The organism is Wolbachia endosymbiont of Tribolium confusum, assembly GCF_020405475.1.
GTDB lineage: Bacteria > Pseudomonadota > Alphaproteobacteria > Rickettsiales > Anaplasmataceae > Wolbachia.
The window spans coordinates 86,887-107,816 of sequence record NZ_JAIZNT010000007.1; the positions used below are offsets into that span (position 1 = coordinate 86,887).

Sequence of the window (20,930 nt, forward strand, 5' to 3'; positions counted from 1 at the left end):
ACCGGCCACGTTATCATTACTCACAGGTACATTGAAGAAGAAAAATAACAGTCGATAAAGAAGTAAAAGTACATGAAACTGAGCTGCTTTAGTTTTAAAGTAAAAACTAAAGTAAAATGCTAAAGTATGCAAAAAAGTTCTTGCTTTGCTAGATCTTTTTAGCTACAACACAGTCTAACGTAATGAATACATGGAGTGTTGCGTTAGATGCATTGTATTATGTACATCATTCAAAAAGCAATTCTGACTTTTTTAAGTAAATACCTAATCTAGTAAGAAATCAAAAGAAAGGCACACTGTAATCAAAGTTACTTAGGATTACCATGAGGTTTCTACAGTAAATTTGTAGAGCAGTTTAGTACAGCTGTATAAGAATCAAATGAATTAGATATTGAAACCAATCTTCAGAGAAGAAGTTTACGATAAAACAATCAAAGTATGAATGTTAAAATATAGGAGGCTTTATGTTAAGTAAAGAAAATACAGGGAAACAGATGGCAGGTAATCAATCTAACAGAGAGGGCACGCTGCTACCTAATAGTCAGCAAATATTAAAGCTGCCAGAAGGTTTTGAAGTAAAAAAAGCAATTGATGGAGGGGATTGTTTTTTTGATTCAGTTGCACAGGGACTTAAACAGCTTAAACCTGATATGGAATTTACTATTAAGTCTCTACGTCAGATTTGTAAGAATCTAGCTTTAAGTGATCAACAATTGAAAAAACAGATTGTAGCAGATGCTAAAAGCTTCCATGATCCTACAATAATACCTTCATGCCATACTATTAATGATGATGAGTTATGGAAAGCTTACTTGGCTGGTATAGAATACACTGCTGAAGATATGAAAGGAATGGAAACACAAGAACCACACTTGTATAAAGCGTTAACTAACTTAAAGTATGGAAGTACGTTACTGGTTCCTATCTGGGGTAGGCCTAATATTGAGGGAAAAATGATTTGTAGTAAATATAATGTTAAGCTACATATTATTGAAAACTTGCCCAATTCAGGATACTCACACCAGCTTATTAATGAACTAACATCTAGATCTATAGATTGTGTAGATTATGATGAAGAAAATACTATACATATAATAAATAAAGGAGCTTCTCATTTTGAACTAATCTTAAGAAAGCAAACGTTATCTCATGGCCATAACATTATGATTAGCAGTGAAGAAAATCCAGATAGTAAGTCCGTTCAACTTCAACAAAATTCCCAAAATGATGCAGCAGATAATCAAATCGACTATCAAACTGATGTAGAGGTATTGCCTGCTGAGTCAACAGTAGTTGATTATGAAGATAGATTATCTGAGGATATTAGCGATGGTACATGGTATAGCGCTTTGGATGATGCTGCAAGTGATGAAGTAATGAAAAAAGCAACTTTTTTTGTTGAGACTTTTGTTAAAAAATTCGAGAAAAAGGTATTTGAATATTCTGAGGAAGTAAAACCAGATTCAAAAACACGAAAACCAGGCAAAATGTTAACCCATATCAACTCTATTGTGAATAATGCCATTCCACCAAGTATATTGAGACTAAGTATTTGTAAAACAAGTGAAGCTATAGGTCTTTTTGCTGCAAAAAAACATAAGAAAGGAGCGAAAAAGGTTTCTGCATCATGTATGCCTTTAGGAGATCAACTAAGAGAGGTTTTAGTAGAGTCTAGCTTGGAAATTTTTCAAAAATTTGAGAAGCAATTAACTGGAATTGTGGATGCCGATTCCTCTTTTTGGAAGAGGGGAGTTGAGAAGTTAGCAATAGATGCTGCATCTAGAGCAATAAATTACATTTCAGCTAGTAATGAGAAAGGAGAGCTTCCCGTTTCTTGCATAACTAAAGGTGTTGTTTTAGGTAAATCAAAAAGTGACACACTTGCTAAGCAATATTTATGTAAACCAGCGAAATCTTTAGATTCAGAAGTATTTCAACCTGGGTTTCGAGTACAAGATAAGCAAAGTGGTGAAATTTTGCTAACTTCAGCATTATATGAAAATGTAGGAATAAAAAAAATAGAAGGTAATGCTACTAAGTATTATCAATTGAATGAGCAGGAAAAATACGGCTATCGGCTTCCCTTTACGTGGGAATTAGAAGAATGGTGGAAGGTAAGCGAAAGATATATGCCCGCTGACCCACCTAAAGAAGAATATGTGTATATCTTAGATGAGGAAAAAAAGAAAAAGTTAGTTAGTAATATATTGAAAGAGATTAATGGAAACGATCCAGTGAGAAAAAAAGATATAGAAAAACTGAATGAAAAGATCGAGAAATTGCACGTATATAGTGAAAACAAAGATAAAAATATATTTTCCTTTAATTTTGGCCACTTACCAGAGTTCTTTATTAAAAGAGAAGAGGTGTTAAACGAATTAGAAAAGAAGTTAAGTAGTAAAAATCAAGAAGTAGAAATGTCACGAATGATCTTAATTCATGGAAAATATGGAACAGGAAAAAGTGAATTGGCTAGAAGTTATGCGCATAGTAAAGAGAGTGATGGTAGTAATATTTGGACAAAAGTTGTATGGATAAATGCTGAAACATACGACACTCTTTCATCTTCATTTTGTGATTTAGCTAAAAAACTAAAGATTTCTATGGAGAATGTAGTAGATTACCGAGATAGAGAAATTGAATCTGTTATCAAGGATGTATATGAGAATTTTCGAGATGTGAAAAGTCTTGTTATTTTTGATAACGCCAGTGAGTATAAGGAGGTTGAAAAATTCTTACCATCCAATTTTTCTGATTTGTTTTTTGGTGGAGAAAAGCCTTACGTTTTAATTACTTCTCGTAGCAAGAATTGGGAAGAAAGAATAGAAAAGATGGAGTTGGATGAAGGATTTCTCCTACATGAAGCTGTAAAATTTGTAGAAAAATACTTAGGTATAGATGGTAGGTTATATGATGAAGATCTGATAAAACTAGCAAAAGTATTAAAATACCTTCCATTAGCCTTAAAACAAGCAGTAGCACATATTAAACAAGAAAAGCTCAGTATTAGTGAGTATCTAGAGCGCTATAATGAAGCAGTCCAAAAATCAAATTTTGATTTTTTTGTGGCACAAGGTATCCCTAAAGAATTATTTACAACTTTGAAAGTTACCTTTGATCAAATAAGAGGAGAAAAACATGTTGGAAAGCAATCACATAATTTTTTGACCTATATGGCTTATTTGAGTCCTGATCAAATTGATACAACAGAAATTTTCCTCCGAAAGAAATCAGAGAAAGATAAGCAACAGGTCTTGGATATTTTTGATTTGCTTAATAAATTTTCAGTAATTGAATTAGAGGAATCAACAGCAAAAGTTCATAGGGGGATACAAAAAACAATAAGAGTAGAGGAAGAGCTAGCGGGAACAGAAGAAGAAACTTTAAGAGGAATTATGACATCATTTTGCCTTACAAATGTAAATCATATTACATCTATTTGGAGTCATGTAAGTAAATATGGCAAGTTAGTTAATGATTTTATCGATTCTATTTATGATGAAGGTAGTACTATCTTACATTTACTAGCAAAAGATGGTAATAAAGAAGTTATTAGGCTTATATTGGAGAAAATAGATCTTAATAAATTAAGTAAGATTATTAATGCTGTTGATGAAGAGGATCTTACTGCTTTAGATTATGCTGCCATGTACGGTCACTTAGAGATAGTTAAATATTTTATAGAGAAAGGGAGTCGTTTGTATGATAATAATGATGAACTTACTCCTCTAAACTGGGCTGCTATATACGGTCAATTAGAAATAGTTAAGTTTTTTATTGATAACGAGTTTTATCAGTCAAGTGAAGAGAGTAATGTTCCTTTATACTATGCTGTCAAGCACGGCCACTTAAGTATCGTTGAGTACTTTGTAGATAAAGGGGATAGTGTGAATATACAGGACTTAGATGCTATACACTGGGCTGCTGAAAATGGTCACTTAGACATTGTTAAATACCTTGTAGAAAAAGTGGCTAATATAAATTTACAGGACTTAGATGGTATGAGTCCTATGCACTGGGCTGCTAAAAATGGTCACTTAGGCATTGTTAAGTACCTTGTAGAGAAAGGGAGTAGTATAAATCTACAGGACGAAGATGGTATGAGTTCTATGCACTGGACTGCTAAAGGTGGTCACTTAGATATCATTAAATACCTTGTAGAGAAAGGGGGTAGTATAGATCTACAGGACGAAGATAGTATGAGTTCTATGCACTGGGCTGCTAAAGGTGGTCACTTAGATATCATTAAATACCTTGTAGAGAAAGAGGGCAATATGGATCTACAGGACGACAATGGCATGAGTCCTGTGTACTATGCTATTTTTAATGGTCACTTAGACATCGCTGAGTATCTTTTTAAGCAAGGAACTAAAATGAATCTCAAAAATAATTATAATAATACTCCTTTGGACTATGCTGTTATCGTTGGTAACTTAGATATTGCTGAGCACCTCTTAGAGCGAGGAGCTAAGATGAGTCAAAAAAGTAAGGATTTTTTATATATTTATGCTAATTTCAATGGTTACTCAAATATTATGCGCCTCCTTAAAGAGCAATATTTAGCTTCAGACTTAAAAACACAATCATATAAAAAGCGGCAGAAGGTATTTGATGAACATACACTATCTAAAAAAGGCAAATTAGAAAATATGAGAGAGGAAAATGCATCAAATATACAACTGCTTCAAGGTAGTCAGAATCTACCGTTAGATATATCAATGCAATTTGAAGGTCTTTTGGGTAAAATGGAAAGTGTAACTAATAGAACACTTATGTCTTCATTTAACAGAGTTACTGTAGAACCTGTGAATAACAAGAACTTACAAGTAGACTAGTTTTATGATAAGCTATTTAATTTTATGAGGGAAATATTTAAAAAACCCGAGAAATAAAATAATGCATTGATATAAAGAAAAGTTCACACGAATCAAGCGGTAGACCAACCCATTCCAAGAAAAACTCTTCTCTCACTAGATGATTTTGGGTACTGAAAGTAGTCATATCATTTAGTACATTGCAGTAAAAAAAATAGAAGTGTTTTTGCAAGCACTGGCTTTAGTTTTAAAAATACAAACTAAAATAAAATGCTAAAAAAGTTCTTGTTCTGCTGATTTTATTGACCATAATGTAGCAATATTCAATATAACCAATACTGGGGTTATTATGTTCAACGCATCATGTTCTGTAAATCGTGCAGAGAAAAATCTAGGCTTTTTTCAGTAAACACCTGATCAACTTAGTTTGATAAGTGAAGATATATCATCACCTAACAGACAGCAAATATTAAGTGGCTTCCATGCAAGCTTTTACTTCTTCTACGTTATGTTTTTGTAGAAAGTTCAGCAGACTTTGAAACCCAGTATCATCATTTTTAAATTTCCTTTTCCTAGTTTCACGTTTTCCTTTTTTGCTTATGAATGAGAGAGAAACGTCAAAATGTTCTTTTGAAACATCTATACCTAAAAAGTTGTTGATCATATATAACCCCATATGTTACCATTAAAAATGAAAAGTAAGGCTAACCTTGTGAATACAGAATTAGAACCATTTGGTCTTTCTAAGATACCGTCCAGCCTATAACTTTTGAGAAGGGACTCTTTCCTGTACCACAGGTTTTATATCTAAAGTTATTGACAAAGTTTTCCCTTCTCCGCCTAATGTTTAAGCTTAAAACACTAGATGCTTTTTTCAAGATACAAAGTTATTGATTAAACCAAATCGTAAATCTATAAGTCAACACTTGTTATCTATTAAACATAAGCTTAAAGAGTTGCGGGCAGCACCACAAGAAGCTGTAATAACTTAATCCAATAATAAAGGGATGGAGCCAATATTACACCTCGGTAGTATCAAGTAAAGTCTTTAACTTATTAGACTACTCTATGCATAACAAACTTTGGAAATGGGCTGTCTATAGACACCATGACAAAAGAAGGTGTTGGGTTAAAAGAAAATACTTTAAAAAGTATGGTAACGACAATTGGAGGTATATGGTAAGTAACAAGCTATATCTTATTAGACATAGAGATCATGCTATTAAACGACGTATCAAAGTAAATGGAAATAGATCTCCATATGATGGGGATTGGCCATACTGGAGAACCCGTTTAAGCAAATTACCAGATCACGAGTAATAAAACTACTGAAGTTACAGCAAGGTAAATGTAATTATTGTTATCTTTGGTTTAGGTTTAACACATGTACATCATCAAGACCACAATAGACGCAATAATAATATGAAAAATCTATCCTTGCTTCATAAGCACTGCCACGATCAATTACATGGAAGTATGCATGACAAGAACCAAATTAGAGAGAAGCCGAATGATGGGAAGTCCGGTTTTGAAGTCGAGTGGGAAGAGGTGACTTTCTCCACTTAAATAACACAATAGCTGGTTTTGGTTGGAAGTGATTGTGTTGTCTAAGTTATTAGTAATATATACTATTAAGTTAGTATTAATTCGTTGAGAACTTTCATTAAAGATTATCAAAAAAAACTTCTAAATAGGGATTGACAAGTTTTAAAAGTGGAAATAATACTACACCTAAAATATAACAGAAGATGATTCATTATGGTACGTAAGAGGGTACAATATTTTTTCATTTATTTATTAAAGAATTTTTGATGATCTATGCTTTTAGATATTGTTGCGTTATTTAGCAAACTTCCAGGACACTGATTGAGTTTTTCAAACTTACTTATTGCCTCATTTAAGTCTCTTTCTACAGCACTAATCTCTCTTTCTTTTCTTGTCAAAAACGGACCGGTTCTGAATATTTTTTCTCCCGTAAACATCTTGACTATTACATCAACTAGCAGAACCGTTCCATTAACTTGTGAAGAACTAATCGAGCCTCCAGCTGAGTAGGCAACATGTTGCTGTGCAGAAATAATGCTTTTGCATAAGCCATTAACTACAGTAGTAGTTGAATCTTTCAAATGACTAACCGCACTGTTAATAAAAGAAGAAGGTCTGACAGCACTGCTTGGTACAGATGTAGATTGCGTAGCATCATCTTTGTAATAATATTTATCAAGATCTAAAGGTGTTTTGCCTTCTTTATTTTTAATATTAATATCAGCATTATTATCGTATAACAGTTTTATTATCTGAGTATGTTGGAAACTAATAGCCAAATGCATAGGTGTGTTCCCCTGTTCATTTTGAACATTGATATCAGCATGATATTTAACAAGAAGCTCAACTATTTTTAAGTGATTTTTTCGAACAGCAGCATGTAAACATGTATCTTGCGAATCATCATAAAGATCAAATTTGCTATTTGGACTAGCACTACGCTTAAGTAAGACCTCCACTTTTTCCAGACTATTGTCATATATAGCCCAACCTACAAGAGTGCGCGCCTCTTCAGCACATAAAAAATAGTCACCAATTCCAGCCCCCTCATCGATTAGAAGCTCTATCATTTTTATAGTGCAGTGCCTGACAGCATAATATATAGGAGGAAGGTTAAAATAATCCCTAATGTTAACATCAGCACCATTCACAATCAAAAACTTCGTTATTCCTAAATTTTTTTTATTAACAGCAATTGACAAAGGTGAGTTACCATTCTGATCTTTAGAATTAATAATGACATTGGATTTAAGAATATAAGCCTCTGCTATTCTTGTTTTTTTAACATATTCTTTAACTTTCTGAAAATTTTCTTCCCTTACTGCAGAGCGTAGATCATTTTTCAATTTCTCAAATTTCGTATTTGTTAACATAACTCATCCAAAAAAATAACATTTTCGACTTTATATCACACAATTTAGTACGCACAAGTAAAATTTACAAAAAAAAAATGAAAAGAAATGGTTCTGTTGCATCTATAAACCATAGGAAAGAAGATCATTAAATGTAGGAGTTATGAAGCCATTAACATAGCAAAATTCTCAAAAGTAGAAACATTGTCATTAGCTCCGATAATTTGTTTTTTCTGAATCATGCGAACATTTTCTATACCTGTAATAGTAATCTTTGCGGAATGAAAATTTTTAAAACTAAGCATAGGCTTTGTTCGTTTCTTGATAAACCTATCAACAATATTATTTAGATATTTTATTTGAAGAACTGTAATCTTCAGAAATTTCCGCATTCAAATCATCAAGAGCAGCAGTATTACTGCCGCTTTTATCAATCACAATTTTCTCAGGAAGATAGTTACTCCTGAAGGCTTTACGAAAGAATGCAAGTGCTGCAGACTTGTCTCTACTAACACACAAGAGGAAGTCTACAGTATTACCAATAGTGCTCTATATAAATAAACCCATTTACCGTTTAATTTAATGTAAGTCTCTCCAACTACTACCAACCTGCTTCTTTCTTTTCCTTACTGCCTCATCTATCAGTGGTACAAATCTACCTTTGTAACGTAGCATTTTGCTCCCCTTATACTCATCCAAATCTCGATAGCTCAAAGAGAATCATGTATACAGATAACATCCGCTGAAAAGCTAAATCCTTGGGAGTGTTAAATAAACTGTGTCAAACCAAGAAATAAAAATATAATTGATATAAAAAAATGGAGGTTTGACATGAGTCAAGTAAACAGAACTACCGGTTTGGTAGACTATAAAGAACTGGAAGCAAATATTCTATCATCGATAAGAGAAGGAAGGCCGCTGACGGGAAGAGATGGAGCATTAACACCGTTTATAAAAAGGTTGCTAGAGGCAAGTCTGGAAGGTGAAATAGAAAGCCACATGTCAGCTAAAAGTGAAGAAAATAACCGAAGAAATGGGAGAAACGCAAAAACTTTACGCACGAGTGGAGGCTCATTTGAGTTGTTAACACCTAGAGACAGGGAAGGAAGCTTTGAACCCCAAATAGTTAGAAAAAGACAAACAAGCCTACATCCAGAACTTGAAGCAAAGGTCTTAAGCACATTTGCCAGTGGCATGGGATACAGAGATATAGCGTCACATATTGAGGAAATTTACGATCACAAAATATCGGCGGCAGAGATATCAAGTATTACTGACAAACTGCTACCAGTAATCAACGAATGGCGTAGTCGTCCGCTGCAGTCTGTATATCCGATAGTTTTCATGGACGGAATATTTTTTAAAGTCAAGGAGGACGGGCATTGTGTAAGTAAATGTATGTATAATATATTAGGTATAGATCAAAATGGCAGAAAAGAAGTATTAGGTTTTTATTTAGCTGAAAGTGAAGGAGCTAACTTCTGGTTGGGAGTACTAAATGATCTCAAAGAGAGAGGAGTGGAAGATATTCTAATTGCATGTGTAGATGGGCTAAAAAGCTTTCCTGCAGCAATAAACGGTGTGTTCCCTAATGCAGAAGTGCAGATGTGTATAGTGCATCAGATACGTAACTCACTGAAGTATGTAGCTAGTAAAGATGCAAAGAGTTTTTTGAGTGATTTAAAGAAGGTATATCAAGCTTCAAGTAAGGAAATTGCCGAGAATTATCTGTTGGAATTAGATGAAAAATGGGGCACAAAGTACCCTATGGTTATAAAATCTTGGCAGAATAATTGGGAAAACCTATCTGGTTATTTTAAGTATTCCGATCCAGTTAGGAGGATAATCTATACTACTAATCCCATAGAGGGGCTACATAGGCAAATTAGGAAATTCACCAAAACCAAGGGCTCATTTACCAACACAAACGCCTTGTACAAACAGGTATATTGTGCTATAAAAAAAGTAGAGCAAAAATGGGTAATGGCTTTGCCTAATTGGGCATTAACTATATCTCAGCTCGATATTTTCTTTCCCAACAGATTGAAAATTCAGTTGAGCTAAAAATGTGGTTTGACACAGTTTATTTAACACTCCCAAACCAAGGGCTCATTTACCAACACAAACGCCTTGTACAAACAGGTATATTGTGCTATAAAAAAAGTAGAGCAAAAATGGGTAATGGCTTTGCCTAATTGGGCATTAACTATATCTCAGCTCGATATTTTCTTTCCCAACAGATTGAAAATTCAGTTGAGCTAAAAATGTGGTTTGACACAGTTTATTTAACACTCCCTGTAACAAATAAAATACCATCATCTTTTTCCTGTTGCTCAGCAATACGTTTAATCCAAAGTAATTTTTTATTCTTGTTTGCTAATGCAATTCTATTGCGATCAGGACTATCATTGCGTTCTGTTAAAGTATCTTTTCTTTCCTCTTCTACTATTCCAGCTTTCAGTTGTGCTGCATCTTTTTCTAACAATTTATATAGTTCGCTATTTTTGTCTATAGTCAGATTAGTATTATCATTTTCTTGTTCTGCCACTTTTCTTTCTAACAACTTACGCACAGGGTCATATTTTTTACCTTCTTTTATCTTTTCCAACATACTTTCTGAGAATAAATCTTTAGTAGCCTGGTGTGAAGGTTCTCTCAATCCTTTATTCAAATTTTCCAATGTATCTTTTGGTTCAATGGTTTCTAATTTCCTCTCTAATTGTTCAGGATTTACCTGAAAATTATCGTGGCTAGTGTAAGTTGGAGATGAGTAACCTGAGTCGTTTATTTCTTTCTCCGCTGCATTGTCTTTTAGCAATCCAGCTGCTAATAAATGTTCTTTTGTTTGCTCACTCATTTTCTTTTGATTTACTGGTTTTAGCAGGAATTTCTGAGTTTCCTTATCCAACTTACTGGTAAATTCCGTAAGTAGGGTATCATCTCTTTGTTCAACATTCATTAGGCTCGCTTTTAACTGTCCAGAATTTACTCGAGATTTTTCATGATTAGAGTGAGTTGGAGATGAATAGCCCGAATCGTTTGTTTTTATGTCTGTTGAGCTGTATTCTAGCGATTCATTTTCTTGTTCGGTTTCTTTTTGTTTATCGTTTCCTCTTTCTTCGTTTTCCTTAGTGCTAAGATAATCTTTTTCTTGTTTATAATCTGATTGAGAATTTGAAAGCGTTATATACTCATCTTCGTTATCGCTCCAACCATCTTCGAAGTCAGAAAATTCTTCATCATACTCACTTTCACTACGTAATAACTCATTTTTTGCTTTCCATGCAAGAATCGAAGCTACATCATTTAGTGGTTGTTTATTTCCAGTATTGCGTGATTCTTTAGCGTTTTCATACTTAAATGCCTCTTTAACTTTTTTGAATGCAACGTCTTGTGCTGGTGCAGCGCTTTCAGTAGTTGTAGGATCAAAAATTGCACCTTTTTGCCGATTATTAGATATTTGCTCACTTTCATCTGATTTTCGGCTTCCAGGTACAACATGTCCAAATGTAGCAAATGTAGGATTGTCATACCGTTCATCCTCTTGTGTATTATCTTGATTGTAGGTTACAGACTTGGTAAAAATAGTACTGCTTGAAGAAGCATCAGAATATGGAGAATTGTAGTTATTTCTACTATTAATCCGTATTGGCTGATACTCATCTTTTTTCTGATTATTAGGTAATGAACTAGCTCTAGGTGGCAGTGACGGTGGAATCTTTTTAGCAGATGCGTTATTAGAATTTGTAGTGCTAGTCGTTGCATGCTTAAACTCAACTTCTTGATCTTGAGCAGCTTGAACGCCAATACCTTTACTAATATCACTTTCTATGAAAGTTTCAGATGATTGTTGATTCTCTTGTTCTTGTCCTTTCTCCTTGAATTGTATTTGATATAGGAATAAGCCACCTATTTTTACATCTGTGTTTGCTTTTAATTGTTCCTCAGTAACACCATTACGTTCAGTGAGATCTACACCGTCTTTATCAATCTTGATTTTGATAGTACATTTTTTTCCATTTTTGTCATGCCAATTCAAAGTCATTTCATATGAACCATCGGTTACAACATAATGCCTTATTCTTTTCTCTCCTTCTTCGGCAACAAAACCGTGCATTCCGCTCTTTCCATCACTATGCAGCGTTGAAAATCCCGAAATTCCTTTCTTCTGACAAAAGTCACTATTTAAAAACTCGCTGATTTTAAACTCTTTTTTGTCATCTCCCAGTGTAATACTTGCGTGATCGCCATATATTGAAACTCCTGCGATATCATCAACATACTCTTTTAACCTTGCTTTAACTTCACTTTCAAGCTTTTGTTCGGCTTTCTTTATCTTGTTCTGCTCTGGAAGAATAACTTCATAAGCTTTATTTTTCTCTTCATCTGTTTCCAAATTCCAGATGGGGTGCTTTATTAGAAACTTTACTGCATTAAAACCAACTCTGGAATTATAAATTGGGTCGTCTTCCTTTTTTATTTCATCGAATAAAGTAAAAAATCCTCGAATGAATTCATGATATTGTTGTGTGCTTTGAGTATTCATATTTTCCCTCACTAATAACCCTCTGCCTTTTAGCCTTAGCTAGTACAATTATTACGGGAATTGATTTAGTTTTTATTAAAGAAGTTGTATTGCTAACGTGATGACATGAGCTATTTTATGTTCACATTAAGCAATTAAGTTGTCATTCCAGTCTAGAATCTAGATTTTTCTAGACTTGATCCTATAGTCAAATTCATAACTACAAACGTTGTAATATAAGAGTAATTTTCACCAAAAAGTATGTCATTCAAGTAGCTGACACTGGGATTCAGTGGCACTTAGTTAGTGAGCATAAAAGTATTATGTTAAAACATAACATTTTTGATGAAGTTCATGAAAGGCTGGATTCCAGACTGGGATGACAACTTAAAATATTGCTTTAGCTCTGTTTTTGCAACTTCAAGTATTTGCTACTCATAGTAAATACTTCTGGATCTTGAGAAGTGAGCTTGAGTATAGCAAGTATGTTTATGAGCAGCAAAGCAGCAATTGAAATATCAGCGATATCCCAGAGTAATTTAACTCCACCGATTGCACCAAGTGGAATAATTAAGGTAAAAACTACAGTCCAGATTTTAGTGTATTTATTATCCATAGATACATAGCGTATTGTTTGTTTTGAACAAAAAAACCAAGTAAAGATAGTAGTAAAGGCAAAACAAAACATTATGGCCATAATTAAATAGTCAGTATAGGGCCAATTCATAGCTTTTCTAAAAGCAAAAATGCACATGTTAGTGCTCTCTAAATCAGTAATCCAAGAATCTGTGACAAGCAGTACCATTGCTGTAATGAATACTATGAGTGCAACTATAAAAGGAGATATTATTGTGATTAGACTCTGTTCAATGATAAATTTATTGTTATTTTTTTTAGGAGTAATCGAGGAATGTACAATTCCTTCGAGGCCAAGTCCTATATCTGTTGCAAAAATACCTCGCAGAGTTCCTACTTGAATAATAGTCAACATTTCTAAAATTAAACCTAAAGATAAGCCAGAGTTAAAGCTACTAGTTGTAAAAAAATTGCTTGTTATTAGTTTTAGAGAAGGAAGAATATTTTCACTAAACTTAAATAATATGATACCGCAAAGTGTGAGGTAACTTACCGTCATTATCGGTATCATAGCCGATATAAAAATTTTAATTTTTTTTAAGCTGAGAGCTGCAACAACAAAAAATATTATGGCCATTACAATGCCACCAATGACTACAGGTATGTCTACCATGCTGAGTGGTATTGATAGAGAATTTACCTGAACAAGGTTACCAACTGTTATTGAAACCATCATCATAATAACTAGAAACACAACTGTAGCTTTTCTAGAATTAAATGCATCAGTCATGTAGGCTACAGGTCCACCTATAAACCGTCCATTTTTTTCTTTTCTGGTTTTTATACTTAGGTAACAAGTAACATATTTTATCACAGAAGTAACAACAATAATTATTGCCATCCATAAAATGGATCCTGGTCCTCCGGTTTTTAGAGCAACAGCAGTGCCTGAAACGTTTCCTACTCCTAAGTTTCCTCCTAAGATTGTAAACAGGGCGGCTATAGAAGAAAATTTATTTTCTCCTCTTTTAGCTCCAATAAGTGAAACGGCATACGGTAGTCTAAATATCTGCAACCATTTTAGTTTAACCGATAGGTAAACACCAGCAACTAGTATGAGTAGTATTGTTGGCAGTAATAAAACAAACTTTACTGTACCCATCTGTAAAAGAGAGATTTTTATTTGAGTATATAGCAAAAATTGAAAAATACCTAACTTATTGTTTATGAGAAGTAACACTATAAAAGCTATAGTAAGCCTGCTAAAATCCTATTTTTCATACCACTCATTTATGAGTTTATTGATATCAGAATCTATAAAATCCTTTAGTTGTTGACTGGTTTTTATCTCGGCATTTTTAGGGATACACCTATCTTTACATATTGCGTACTTTATATGAAAGTTAATATCAGCGTATTCCTGATTTGGAATGATATTGGTTTTAAAGGGAAATAACACCATATCTTCATATATGTTACTAACAAATGTAACTTCCCCAACTTTATCTTCATGTTCCTTGGGAGTAGGCCAATGAATATCTATATTTGATATGTTACCCTGACAGTCAAAGGAAGTAGGAAGGCCAAAATCTCCAGGGTCTTTGTAATATATATGCCAACCTGGTTTTATTGCAACCTTTATTGCGCCTTCAATGGTAAGGTTTGCTTTATTTACCTTACCAATGAGCAGATCAAATTTTGCAACTTCTTCTTCAGCGCACAATTGAGTGCAAGAAAAAAGTAAAAGTAGGATTGAGTATATACGTATTTTCATAAATACTCTATTTATGAAGAAAATAATTTAAGTTCTATCTATTATAATAAAAATATTATATAAATCATTTGTTAATATAATATTATGCTAATACAAATATACTAGCAAGTATAACTTTCATATATTATTTTTTTATTTTTAAGCAGTTATAATATTAAAGAGACGTAACAAATATAAATAGTAGTGGCTTTGCATAGAAAATCACAAATTTATTTCCTTTATAAATGTAAGACTTTTTAGAACTAGAAAGATACCTTGGAGCAACTTGCTCCAAGGCTCTTGTTTACTTAGAATCCACCCATTCCGCCCATTGCTCCTGCACCCATAGGTGATGAAGCATTTTCTTCTCTGTTTGGTAGATCAACTATCATAGATTCAGTAGTAATAAGTGCGCTTGCTACAGACACTGCCGTTTCAAAAGCAATACGAACTACTTTTGCCGGATCAATTACACCAGCTGTTGATGCATTAGCGTAGTTCATAGCCTCAACGTTGTATATAAGCTCTTTATCATTCTGCTTAATCAAATAGTCAATTATAACAGCAGATTCAAGACCAGCATTTTTAACCAATCTTTTGATTGGAGCACTGAGAACTTTTTTGACAATGTTGATACCTATTTGCTCTTCATCGCTTGAAGCTTTTAGCTTATCAAGAGCAGATGCAGCGTAAAGAAGTGCAACTCCTCCACCTGGAACTATCCCTTCTTCAATTGCAGCTCTTGTTGCATGAAGTGCATCTTCTACTCTATCTCTACGTTCTTTTACCTCTACTTCAGTTGCTCCACCAACTTTGAGTACAGCAACACCGCCTGATAATTTTGCTAAACGCTCTCTTAGCTTTTCTTTGTCATAATCAGAGGTTGAAGTTTCAATCTGAGATTTAATCTGGTTAATTCTAGCATTTACTCTGTTTTGTTTGTCACAGTCGCTGTCTTCACTAACAATTGTGGTATTGTCTTTAGTGATTTTAACATTTTTAGCAGTACCAAGATCTTCAAGAGTCAAATCTTCCATCTTGATTCCAAGCTCATCTTTTATGACATACTTAGCACCTGTTAAAGCTGCTATATCTTCGAGCATCTCCTTTCTCCTATCACCAAAACCTGGAGCTTTTACTGCAGCAACTTTTAGACCACGCAATTTGTTGATCACTAAAGTGCTTAATGCTTCACCTTCAACATCTTCTGCAATGATAAACAAAGGTTTACCAGACTTAAAAATAGCCTCAAGAATAGGAAGTAAAGGTTGAATAATATTAAGTTTTTTTTCTGTAATCAGCAAATATGGATCATCAAGCTCCACACTCATCTTTTCATTATTTGTAACAAAGTATGGAGAGAGATAACCACGGTCAAACTGCATACCAGTTGTAAGTTCAACTTCTAATTCTTTTGAACCCTTACTCTCTTCAACAGTGATGACGCCTTCTTTTCCAACCTTTTTAACAGCATCAGCAATGCTATTACCAATATCTTTATCACCATTTGCAGAAATTATTGCAACTTGTGCAACTTCATCCATTTTCTCTAAAGAAATTGTGCGAGACATTGATGTAATTTCCTTTAATATCACATCTTTTGCCTTCTGTATTCCATTTTTGATACAAATACGATCATTTCCAGCTGCAATTGACTTTGAAGCTTCCATTATCATATTGCTAGTCAGTATTGAGCATGTCGTGGTACCATCACCAACTTTGTCATTACACTGGGAAGCACTTTGAGCGATGGTGCTTACTATCGCAGAGTGTAATGGTTTTTCAGGCTTTATACCTTTCATTACCTTATAGCCATCCTTTGTGACCTCTGGTCCACCATATGGCTTGCTAATTCCTATTGTATTTCCCCTAGGCCCTGCAGTTGCTCCCACCGTTGAGTCAACCATTGCTGCAACTTCACGAAAGGCTTCTTGTAACTGTTCGCCTGATACTACTATGTTAGCCATTTTTATCACTCCTTAAATTAATAAAAAATTTAGAATATTAAAGTACATAATGCACTATATAGCGCATTAGTTTAGTAAAATAGGAATACCTACTTGATAACAGCAAGTAGGTCTGACTCCTTCATCACGACATACTTTTCATTATCATGCTCTACTTCTGTTCCAGCCCACTGCCTGTAGAAAACCTTATCACCAGTTTTTACAGTTAAAGCTATACGCTCTCCGCTTGAGTTGCGTGAACCACTACCAATTGCTATAACTTCACCTTTAGTAGGCTTCTTCTCAGCACTTGATGGTAGTACAATTCCACCTTGTTTTTCTTCAGTAATAGGCTTTATTAGCACGTTATCATCTAATACATTTAAATTTACACTTGACATTTATGTTTCCTCATTAATAGATTAACCTACAATTCTATGTAGTCATCTAAAGGTTACATTTCAAGGGTTGGAGTTAGTAAAAGTGTATAATTTAAGGTTTGAACAGAAGTTTTATGGGTTACATACCGCTAGCAAACCGTAGTCTAATATCTTTATACGGACCAGATACGAGAGATTTTCTTCAGAGTGTTATAACAAATGATATTAATAAACTAAGTAGCCAGCAGGCAATTTACTCTTTATTACTCAACCCTCAGGGAAAATATCTGTACGATTTTTTCCTCATTGAGCATGATAAATATATTTATTTGGAGTGTGAAAATGCCCATCTACAGCAAATAATTGAAAAATTAGACTTGCTTAAAACTTACCTTAGAGTGAGGATTAAAGACATTAGTGCACTATATAAGGTTGGAGTTTTGTTTGATGCTAAGTTGGCGGAGTGTAGTAGTAAGAAGTCACAAGTTATTTTTCAAGACCCAAGGCACAAGCTGCTAGGAATGAGGATCATACATGAAGATGAAATAAAAGAACCGGTTGGAGATTTTATTCAGTATGAAAAAGTTAGAATTAAAAACCTTGTCCCAGATGGAGCAAAAGATATGGTGCAAAATTCATCATTTCCGCTGCAATATTTAATCGATAAGATAAATGGTATAAGCTTTAATAAAGGATGCTATATAGGTCAGGAAGTTGTAAATCGAATGAGCAGACAAGAAAAATTCAGAAGGAAACTTTACCTTGTTGAGGGAAAAAATGCACTTCCAAATATTGGCACTAAAGTAATCAGTGAACATAATGAAGAAGTAGGAGAACTACGCTCTAGTGTCGACAATATTGGACTTGCATTGCTTAATACTGGAAAAAGCCACGCAAATTTATATGTCGGTGGAGTTAGCATTAAGACGTTATAAAATATCTGTTCTAGCAAAAGCCCCTTTTTCTTGCTTGAGTGTTTGTGATACTTAATTAAATTCTTGATTTTCTTGCTTAAATGTATAATAATTAAAGTATATTTTTAATAGGAAAGTTTGATATGGATTTAAAACAGTGGGAGCAGATATTAAATACGATAAATGATGGCAGTGATTTAAATGGTAATAACGTAGTTGAAAAAATAAAAGAGAAGCTACAAACAATAGACTCAGATGTGTATCAAGAGTGGGAGAAGAAAGGATTTGACATAAATTGCCAATTCGACTGTAGCTCTTATAGTAAAGTAACATTGTTACATTTAGCAATTATATATGCTGGTCAAAGTGTAGTAGACGCCCTATTAAATAAAGGGGCTAATGTTAATGCGAAAGATGATCATGGAAGAACTCCTTTACATTATGCTGCTATGCGTAAAGTATGGGCAGTAGACGCTCTATTAAATAAAGGGGCTAATGTTAATGCGAAAGATGATCATGGAAGAACTCCTTTACATTATGCTGATTATGGAGCAGAGATAAAAGAAGCTCTATTAGCAAGAGGTGCTACTTCATTAAGGGGTAATGATGACGAAACTGAAGAAATAGCTACTGAAAAAGTAACTAAAAAGAAAAAGTCGATTGCCACTAAAGCAATGAAAGTTGGTAGTGTTTGTGGCATTATAGCTGCATTAGCAGTTGGTGGTGGATGTTTTGCTGCTGGTGCTCAATTACCAATACTGGCTCTAATTGGCATAGCTGTAGCTGCTGCTATAGTAACAGGACTTGTTGCTGGTGGTATTACATATGTAATATCTAGTAAGATAGAAAATCCTGACACATCAAGATTGGTAGGAGAACAACAAGTTTTGCTTCACTAAATTAAGTAAAAGGAAGAAAAGACTTCTTCCTTTTCTCCAAATTTTTTACTTCGTTAGGTACCCTTAATCCTATTCAGGGTACCTAGATCTGATAATAGGTGTAACCATTGCTCGAACAGAAACAATGTTTTTAGCGTCGTTCTTTAAAGAATGACACTATTTCCATTTGATTAGAAGCCCCTTTTTCTTGTTTTAGTTATTCACAGAATTGTTAATAACTAAGTTGATAACCTAGTAGAGTACATAATTTTATATTTCTGAGTACTTTGGAGATCTATAATAAATATGATTTCCAATCCATTTCCATATGGTAAGTTTAATACGAGTTAATACTATGTGAAGCATAATTTTATGTTTACATGAATTTTTCTGAAAGTGAATAACTTCAATTCAGTATTAGCTTTTCAATCTCATCAATTGCAAGACCAGTGGATTTAGCTATTAATTCAATAGATACACCAGCTTTAAGTAGGTTTTTTGCTATTTCAACTTCTCTTGTCTTTTTGCCTTCCTCTCTACCTTCTAGTTTAGCATCATCAAGTTTTTGAGCGAGAACAGCCTTTTCATCACGAATACGCTTTATTTCTTGCTCATAAGCTATAAATTCTTTTTCAGACCAGTTGAACCTATTTAGTTCTTCATACGCTCTTTTAATTATTAGATCACTTCCTATTATTCTCTCTAGCTCTTCTTCACTAGTTTCATCTGCATATCGTTGTCTAAGTGAAGAAGGTTGCCCCTCCTCACTCGACTGCAAAACCGTACGTGAGACTTTGCGGCTCATACGGCTTCTCTCCAATTTGGTGCTTTTCATGCACACCTCCTGTGTAATTCATCATGACAATGTCTATGCAACAAAGATAAGTTTTTGATCATATTATTACGCCTATTCCGGTCTTTGTGATGTATTTCTATTGTATCATTACTTTTAAACCATAGTCTACAATTATCGCATTTACTTTGTTGCAACCTCAATAATTTTATTACTCCTAGTGGCTTATCTGGTATTTTTCTCAGACGTTTACCCCAATATACCCAATCACCATTATATGGGGATCTGGTTTTTTGCACTTTGATATGTCGTTTAATAGCATGATCGCTGTATATAGTAAGACGTATCTTGTTACTTGTCATAAAGCGCCAGTTTTCGTTATTATATTTCTTAAGGTACCTTCTTTTTATCCAGCATCTCCCTTTGTTTGGGTGCCTAAAAACTGCCCACTTCCAGAGTTTTCTATGCATAATATTATCCAATGAGCTAAAGATTTTACATGAAACTACCGAGGAGTAATATTGACTCCATCCTCTGTTTATTGGATTGAGATCCTTTATCACCCGTTCTTGTGGTGCTCCACGCATTTCTCTGAGCTTATGTTTAATAGCTAGTGTATGTTGTTTTATAGAATTACGACTTGGTTTGATTAATAACTTGTAACCTTTCTTACTTTCTTTTATTGGATATTGTCTTATTGAAAAACCAAGAAAATCAAATCCTGGTTTTGTTTCGTCAATGGTTCTTAATGTATGAGAAACTCTTGTTTTAGAGGGCTTTAATTTTAGTCCAATGGTTTCTAACCATTCTTCAACTAAAATTTTTGCTTTAAGAATAATCTCTTCATTTTCATGTATTATGACAAAATCATCACAGTAGAAAATTACACTAATAGACTTTTGTGCGTTTTTATGCGATATCTTACCATATTTTCTTTTCATGCACTGAAAGAGTTCGTTTGTTAAAGCTTTTTTGACATGTTGCTCTAATCCGTGTAATGCAACACAAGCTAGCAACGGTGAGATCGTCCCTCCTTGAATTGTACCACGTTTTGTGGATTGAAGCTTTCCATCTTCCATAATACCCGCTCCTAACCATCCTCTTATGATTTTCTTTAACGTTGGTGTGGTATTGAGCTTTTCAAGCAGTTTATTATGGTTAATATTGTCAAAGCCTCCAGCAATATCAGCATCTAATACATATGCTGTTTTCTGTTTTAGCACATCAAATATGGCTTCAATTGCATCATGACATGATCTACCAGGTCTAAAACCATAAGTGTTTGGCTCAAGTTTTGCCTCCCATTCTGGTTCTAAAGCCATTTTTACAAGTGTTTGTTTTGCTCGACACGATATAGTGGGTATACCAAGCGGGCGATGCTCCGATGGCTTACCAGATTTTGGAATCCAGACACGTCTTGATGGCTTTGCTTTTTCTTTTATATCTAAAGAATA

General features: G+C 33.9%; 12 protein-coding genes and 5 pseudogenes. 7 read left to right on the top strand and 10 right to left on the bottom strand.

Annotated features, from left to right (window positions below):
• Positions 1-464 precede the first annotated feature (464 nt).
• The gene (locus LEM02_RS05265) at positions 465-4,835 is read left to right on the top strand and encodes an ankyrin repeat domain-containing protein (RefSeq protein ID WP_226080347.1); all 4,371 of its coding nucleotides are present in this window, start codon (positions 465-467) and stop codon (positions 4,833-4,835) included.
• Between the two features lie 451 nt (positions 4,836-5,286).
• Here the strand turns inward: LEM02_RS05265 and LEM02_RS05270 are convergent.
• Positions 5,287-5,478, bottom strand: a pseudogene (locus tag LEM02_RS05270) (IS110 family transposase); the annotation flags it as partial.
• 335 nt (positions 5,479-5,813) lie between these two features.
• On the opposite strand from LEM02_RS05270, the pseudogene LEM02_RS06815 reads away from it, so the two are divergent.
• Positions 5,814-5,948: pseudogene (locus tag LEM02_RS06815) on the top strand (group II intron maturase-specific domain-containing protein); the annotation flags it as partial.
• A 42-nt stretch (positions 5,949-5,990) separates the two neighbouring features.
• The gene (locus LEM02_RS05280) at positions 5,991-6,134 is read left to right on the top strand and encodes a hypothetical protein (RefSeq protein ID WP_226080348.1); all 144 of its coding nucleotides are present in this window, start codon (positions 5,991-5,993) and stop codon (positions 6,132-6,134) included.
• Positions 6,135-6,604: 470 nt separating this feature from the next.
• Here LEM02_RS05280 and LEM02_RS05285 read toward each other — a convergent pair whose 3' ends face one another.
• Together LEM02_RS05285 and LEM02_RS05290 are read right to left on the bottom strand one after the other, a co-directional pair.
• Entirely contained in the window at positions 6,605-7,732 is a 1,128-nt protein-coding gene (locus LEM02_RS05285; protein WP_226080350.1) for an ankyrin repeat domain-containing protein, read from the bottom strand.
• Positions 7,733-7,872: 140 nt separating this feature from the next.
• Positions 7,873-8,431: pseudogene (locus LEM02_RS05290) on the bottom strand (IS6 family transposase); the annotation flags it as partial.
• Positions 8,432-8,542: 111 nt separating this feature from the next.
• On the opposite strand from LEM02_RS05290, the gene LEM02_RS05295 reads away from it, so the two are divergent.
• Together LEM02_RS05295 and LEM02_RS05300 are read left to right on the top strand one after the other, a co-directional pair.
• A complete protein-coding gene (locus tag LEM02_RS05295) occupies positions 8,543-9,775 on the top strand; it encodes an IS256 family transposase (protein ID WP_226079221.1) in 1,233 nt (410 codons plus the stop codon).
• Between the two features lie 30 nt (positions 9,776-9,805).
• Positions 9,806-9,973, top strand: a pseudogene (locus tag LEM02_RS05300) (IS256 family transposase); the annotation flags it as partial.
• A gap of 19 nt (positions 9,974-9,992) precedes the next feature.
• On the opposite strand, the gene LEM02_RS05305 reads toward LEM02_RS05300, so the two are convergent.
• The 5 genes from LEM02_RS05305 to LEM02_RS05325 form a co-directional block, all read right to left on the bottom strand.
• Positions 9,993-12,257, bottom strand: a complete 2,265-nt coding sequence (locus LEM02_RS05305) for a hypothetical protein (protein ID WP_226080352.1) — start codon at positions 12,255-12,257, stop codon at positions 9,993-9,995.
• A 379-nt stretch (positions 12,258-12,636) separates the two neighbouring features.
• Positions 12,637-13,974 carry an alanine:cation symporter family protein gene (locus LEM02_RS05310; protein ID WP_226080354.1) on the bottom strand — a complete coding sequence of 446 codons (1,338 nt, stop codon included), beginning with the start codon at positions 13,972-13,974 and terminating at the stop codon, positions 12,637-12,639.
• Positions 13,975-14,082: 108 nt separating this feature from the next.
• Positions 14,083-14,586: a protein-disulfide reductase DsbD domain-containing protein gene (locus LEM02_RS05315; RefSeq protein WP_226080357.1), complete on the bottom strand. Its 504-nt coding sequence runs from the start codon at positions 14,584-14,586 to the stop codon at positions 14,083-14,085.
• Between the two features lie 287 nt (positions 14,587-14,873).
• Positions 14,874-16,532: a chaperonin GroEL gene (groL, locus tag LEM02_RS05320; protein WP_226080359.1), complete on the bottom strand. Its 1,659-nt coding sequence runs from the start codon at positions 16,530-16,532 to the stop codon at positions 14,874-14,876.
• A gap of 89 nt (positions 16,533-16,621) precedes the next feature.
• Entirely contained in the window at positions 16,622-16,912 is a 291-nt protein-coding gene (locus tag LEM02_RS05325; protein ID WP_007302813.1) for a co-chaperone GroES, read from the bottom strand.
• A 113-nt stretch (positions 16,913-17,025) separates the two neighbouring features.
• Between LEM02_RS05325 and ygfZ the strand changes: the two genes are divergently transcribed.
• Together ygfZ and LEM02_RS05335 are read left to right on the top strand one after the other, a co-directional pair.
• Positions 17,026-17,826: a CAF17-like 4Fe-4S cluster assembly/insertion protein YgfZ gene (gene ygfZ / locus LEM02_RS05330; protein ID WP_226080361.1), complete on the top strand. Its 801-nt coding sequence runs from the start codon at positions 17,026-17,028 to the stop codon at positions 17,824-17,826.
• 122 nt (positions 17,827-17,948) lie between these two features.
• Complete coding sequence (locus tag LEM02_RS05335) at positions 17,949-18,704, top strand: ankyrin repeat domain-containing protein (RefSeq protein WP_226080363.1); 756 nt, start codon at positions 17,949-17,951, stop codon at positions 18,702-18,704.
• A gap of 385 nt (positions 18,705-19,089) precedes the next feature.
• Here LEM02_RS05335 and LEM02_RS05340 read toward each other — a convergent pair.
• Positions 19,090-19,419: pseudogene (locus LEM02_RS05340) on the bottom strand (nuclease/transposase family protein); the annotation flags it as partial.
• A gap of 95 nt (positions 19,420-19,514) precedes the next feature.
• Positions 19,515-20,930 (bottom strand): reverse transcriptase domain-containing protein (locus LEM02_RS05345; RefSeq protein ID WP_226080370.1); only part of this gene is annotated, 1,416 nt, incomplete at its 5' end.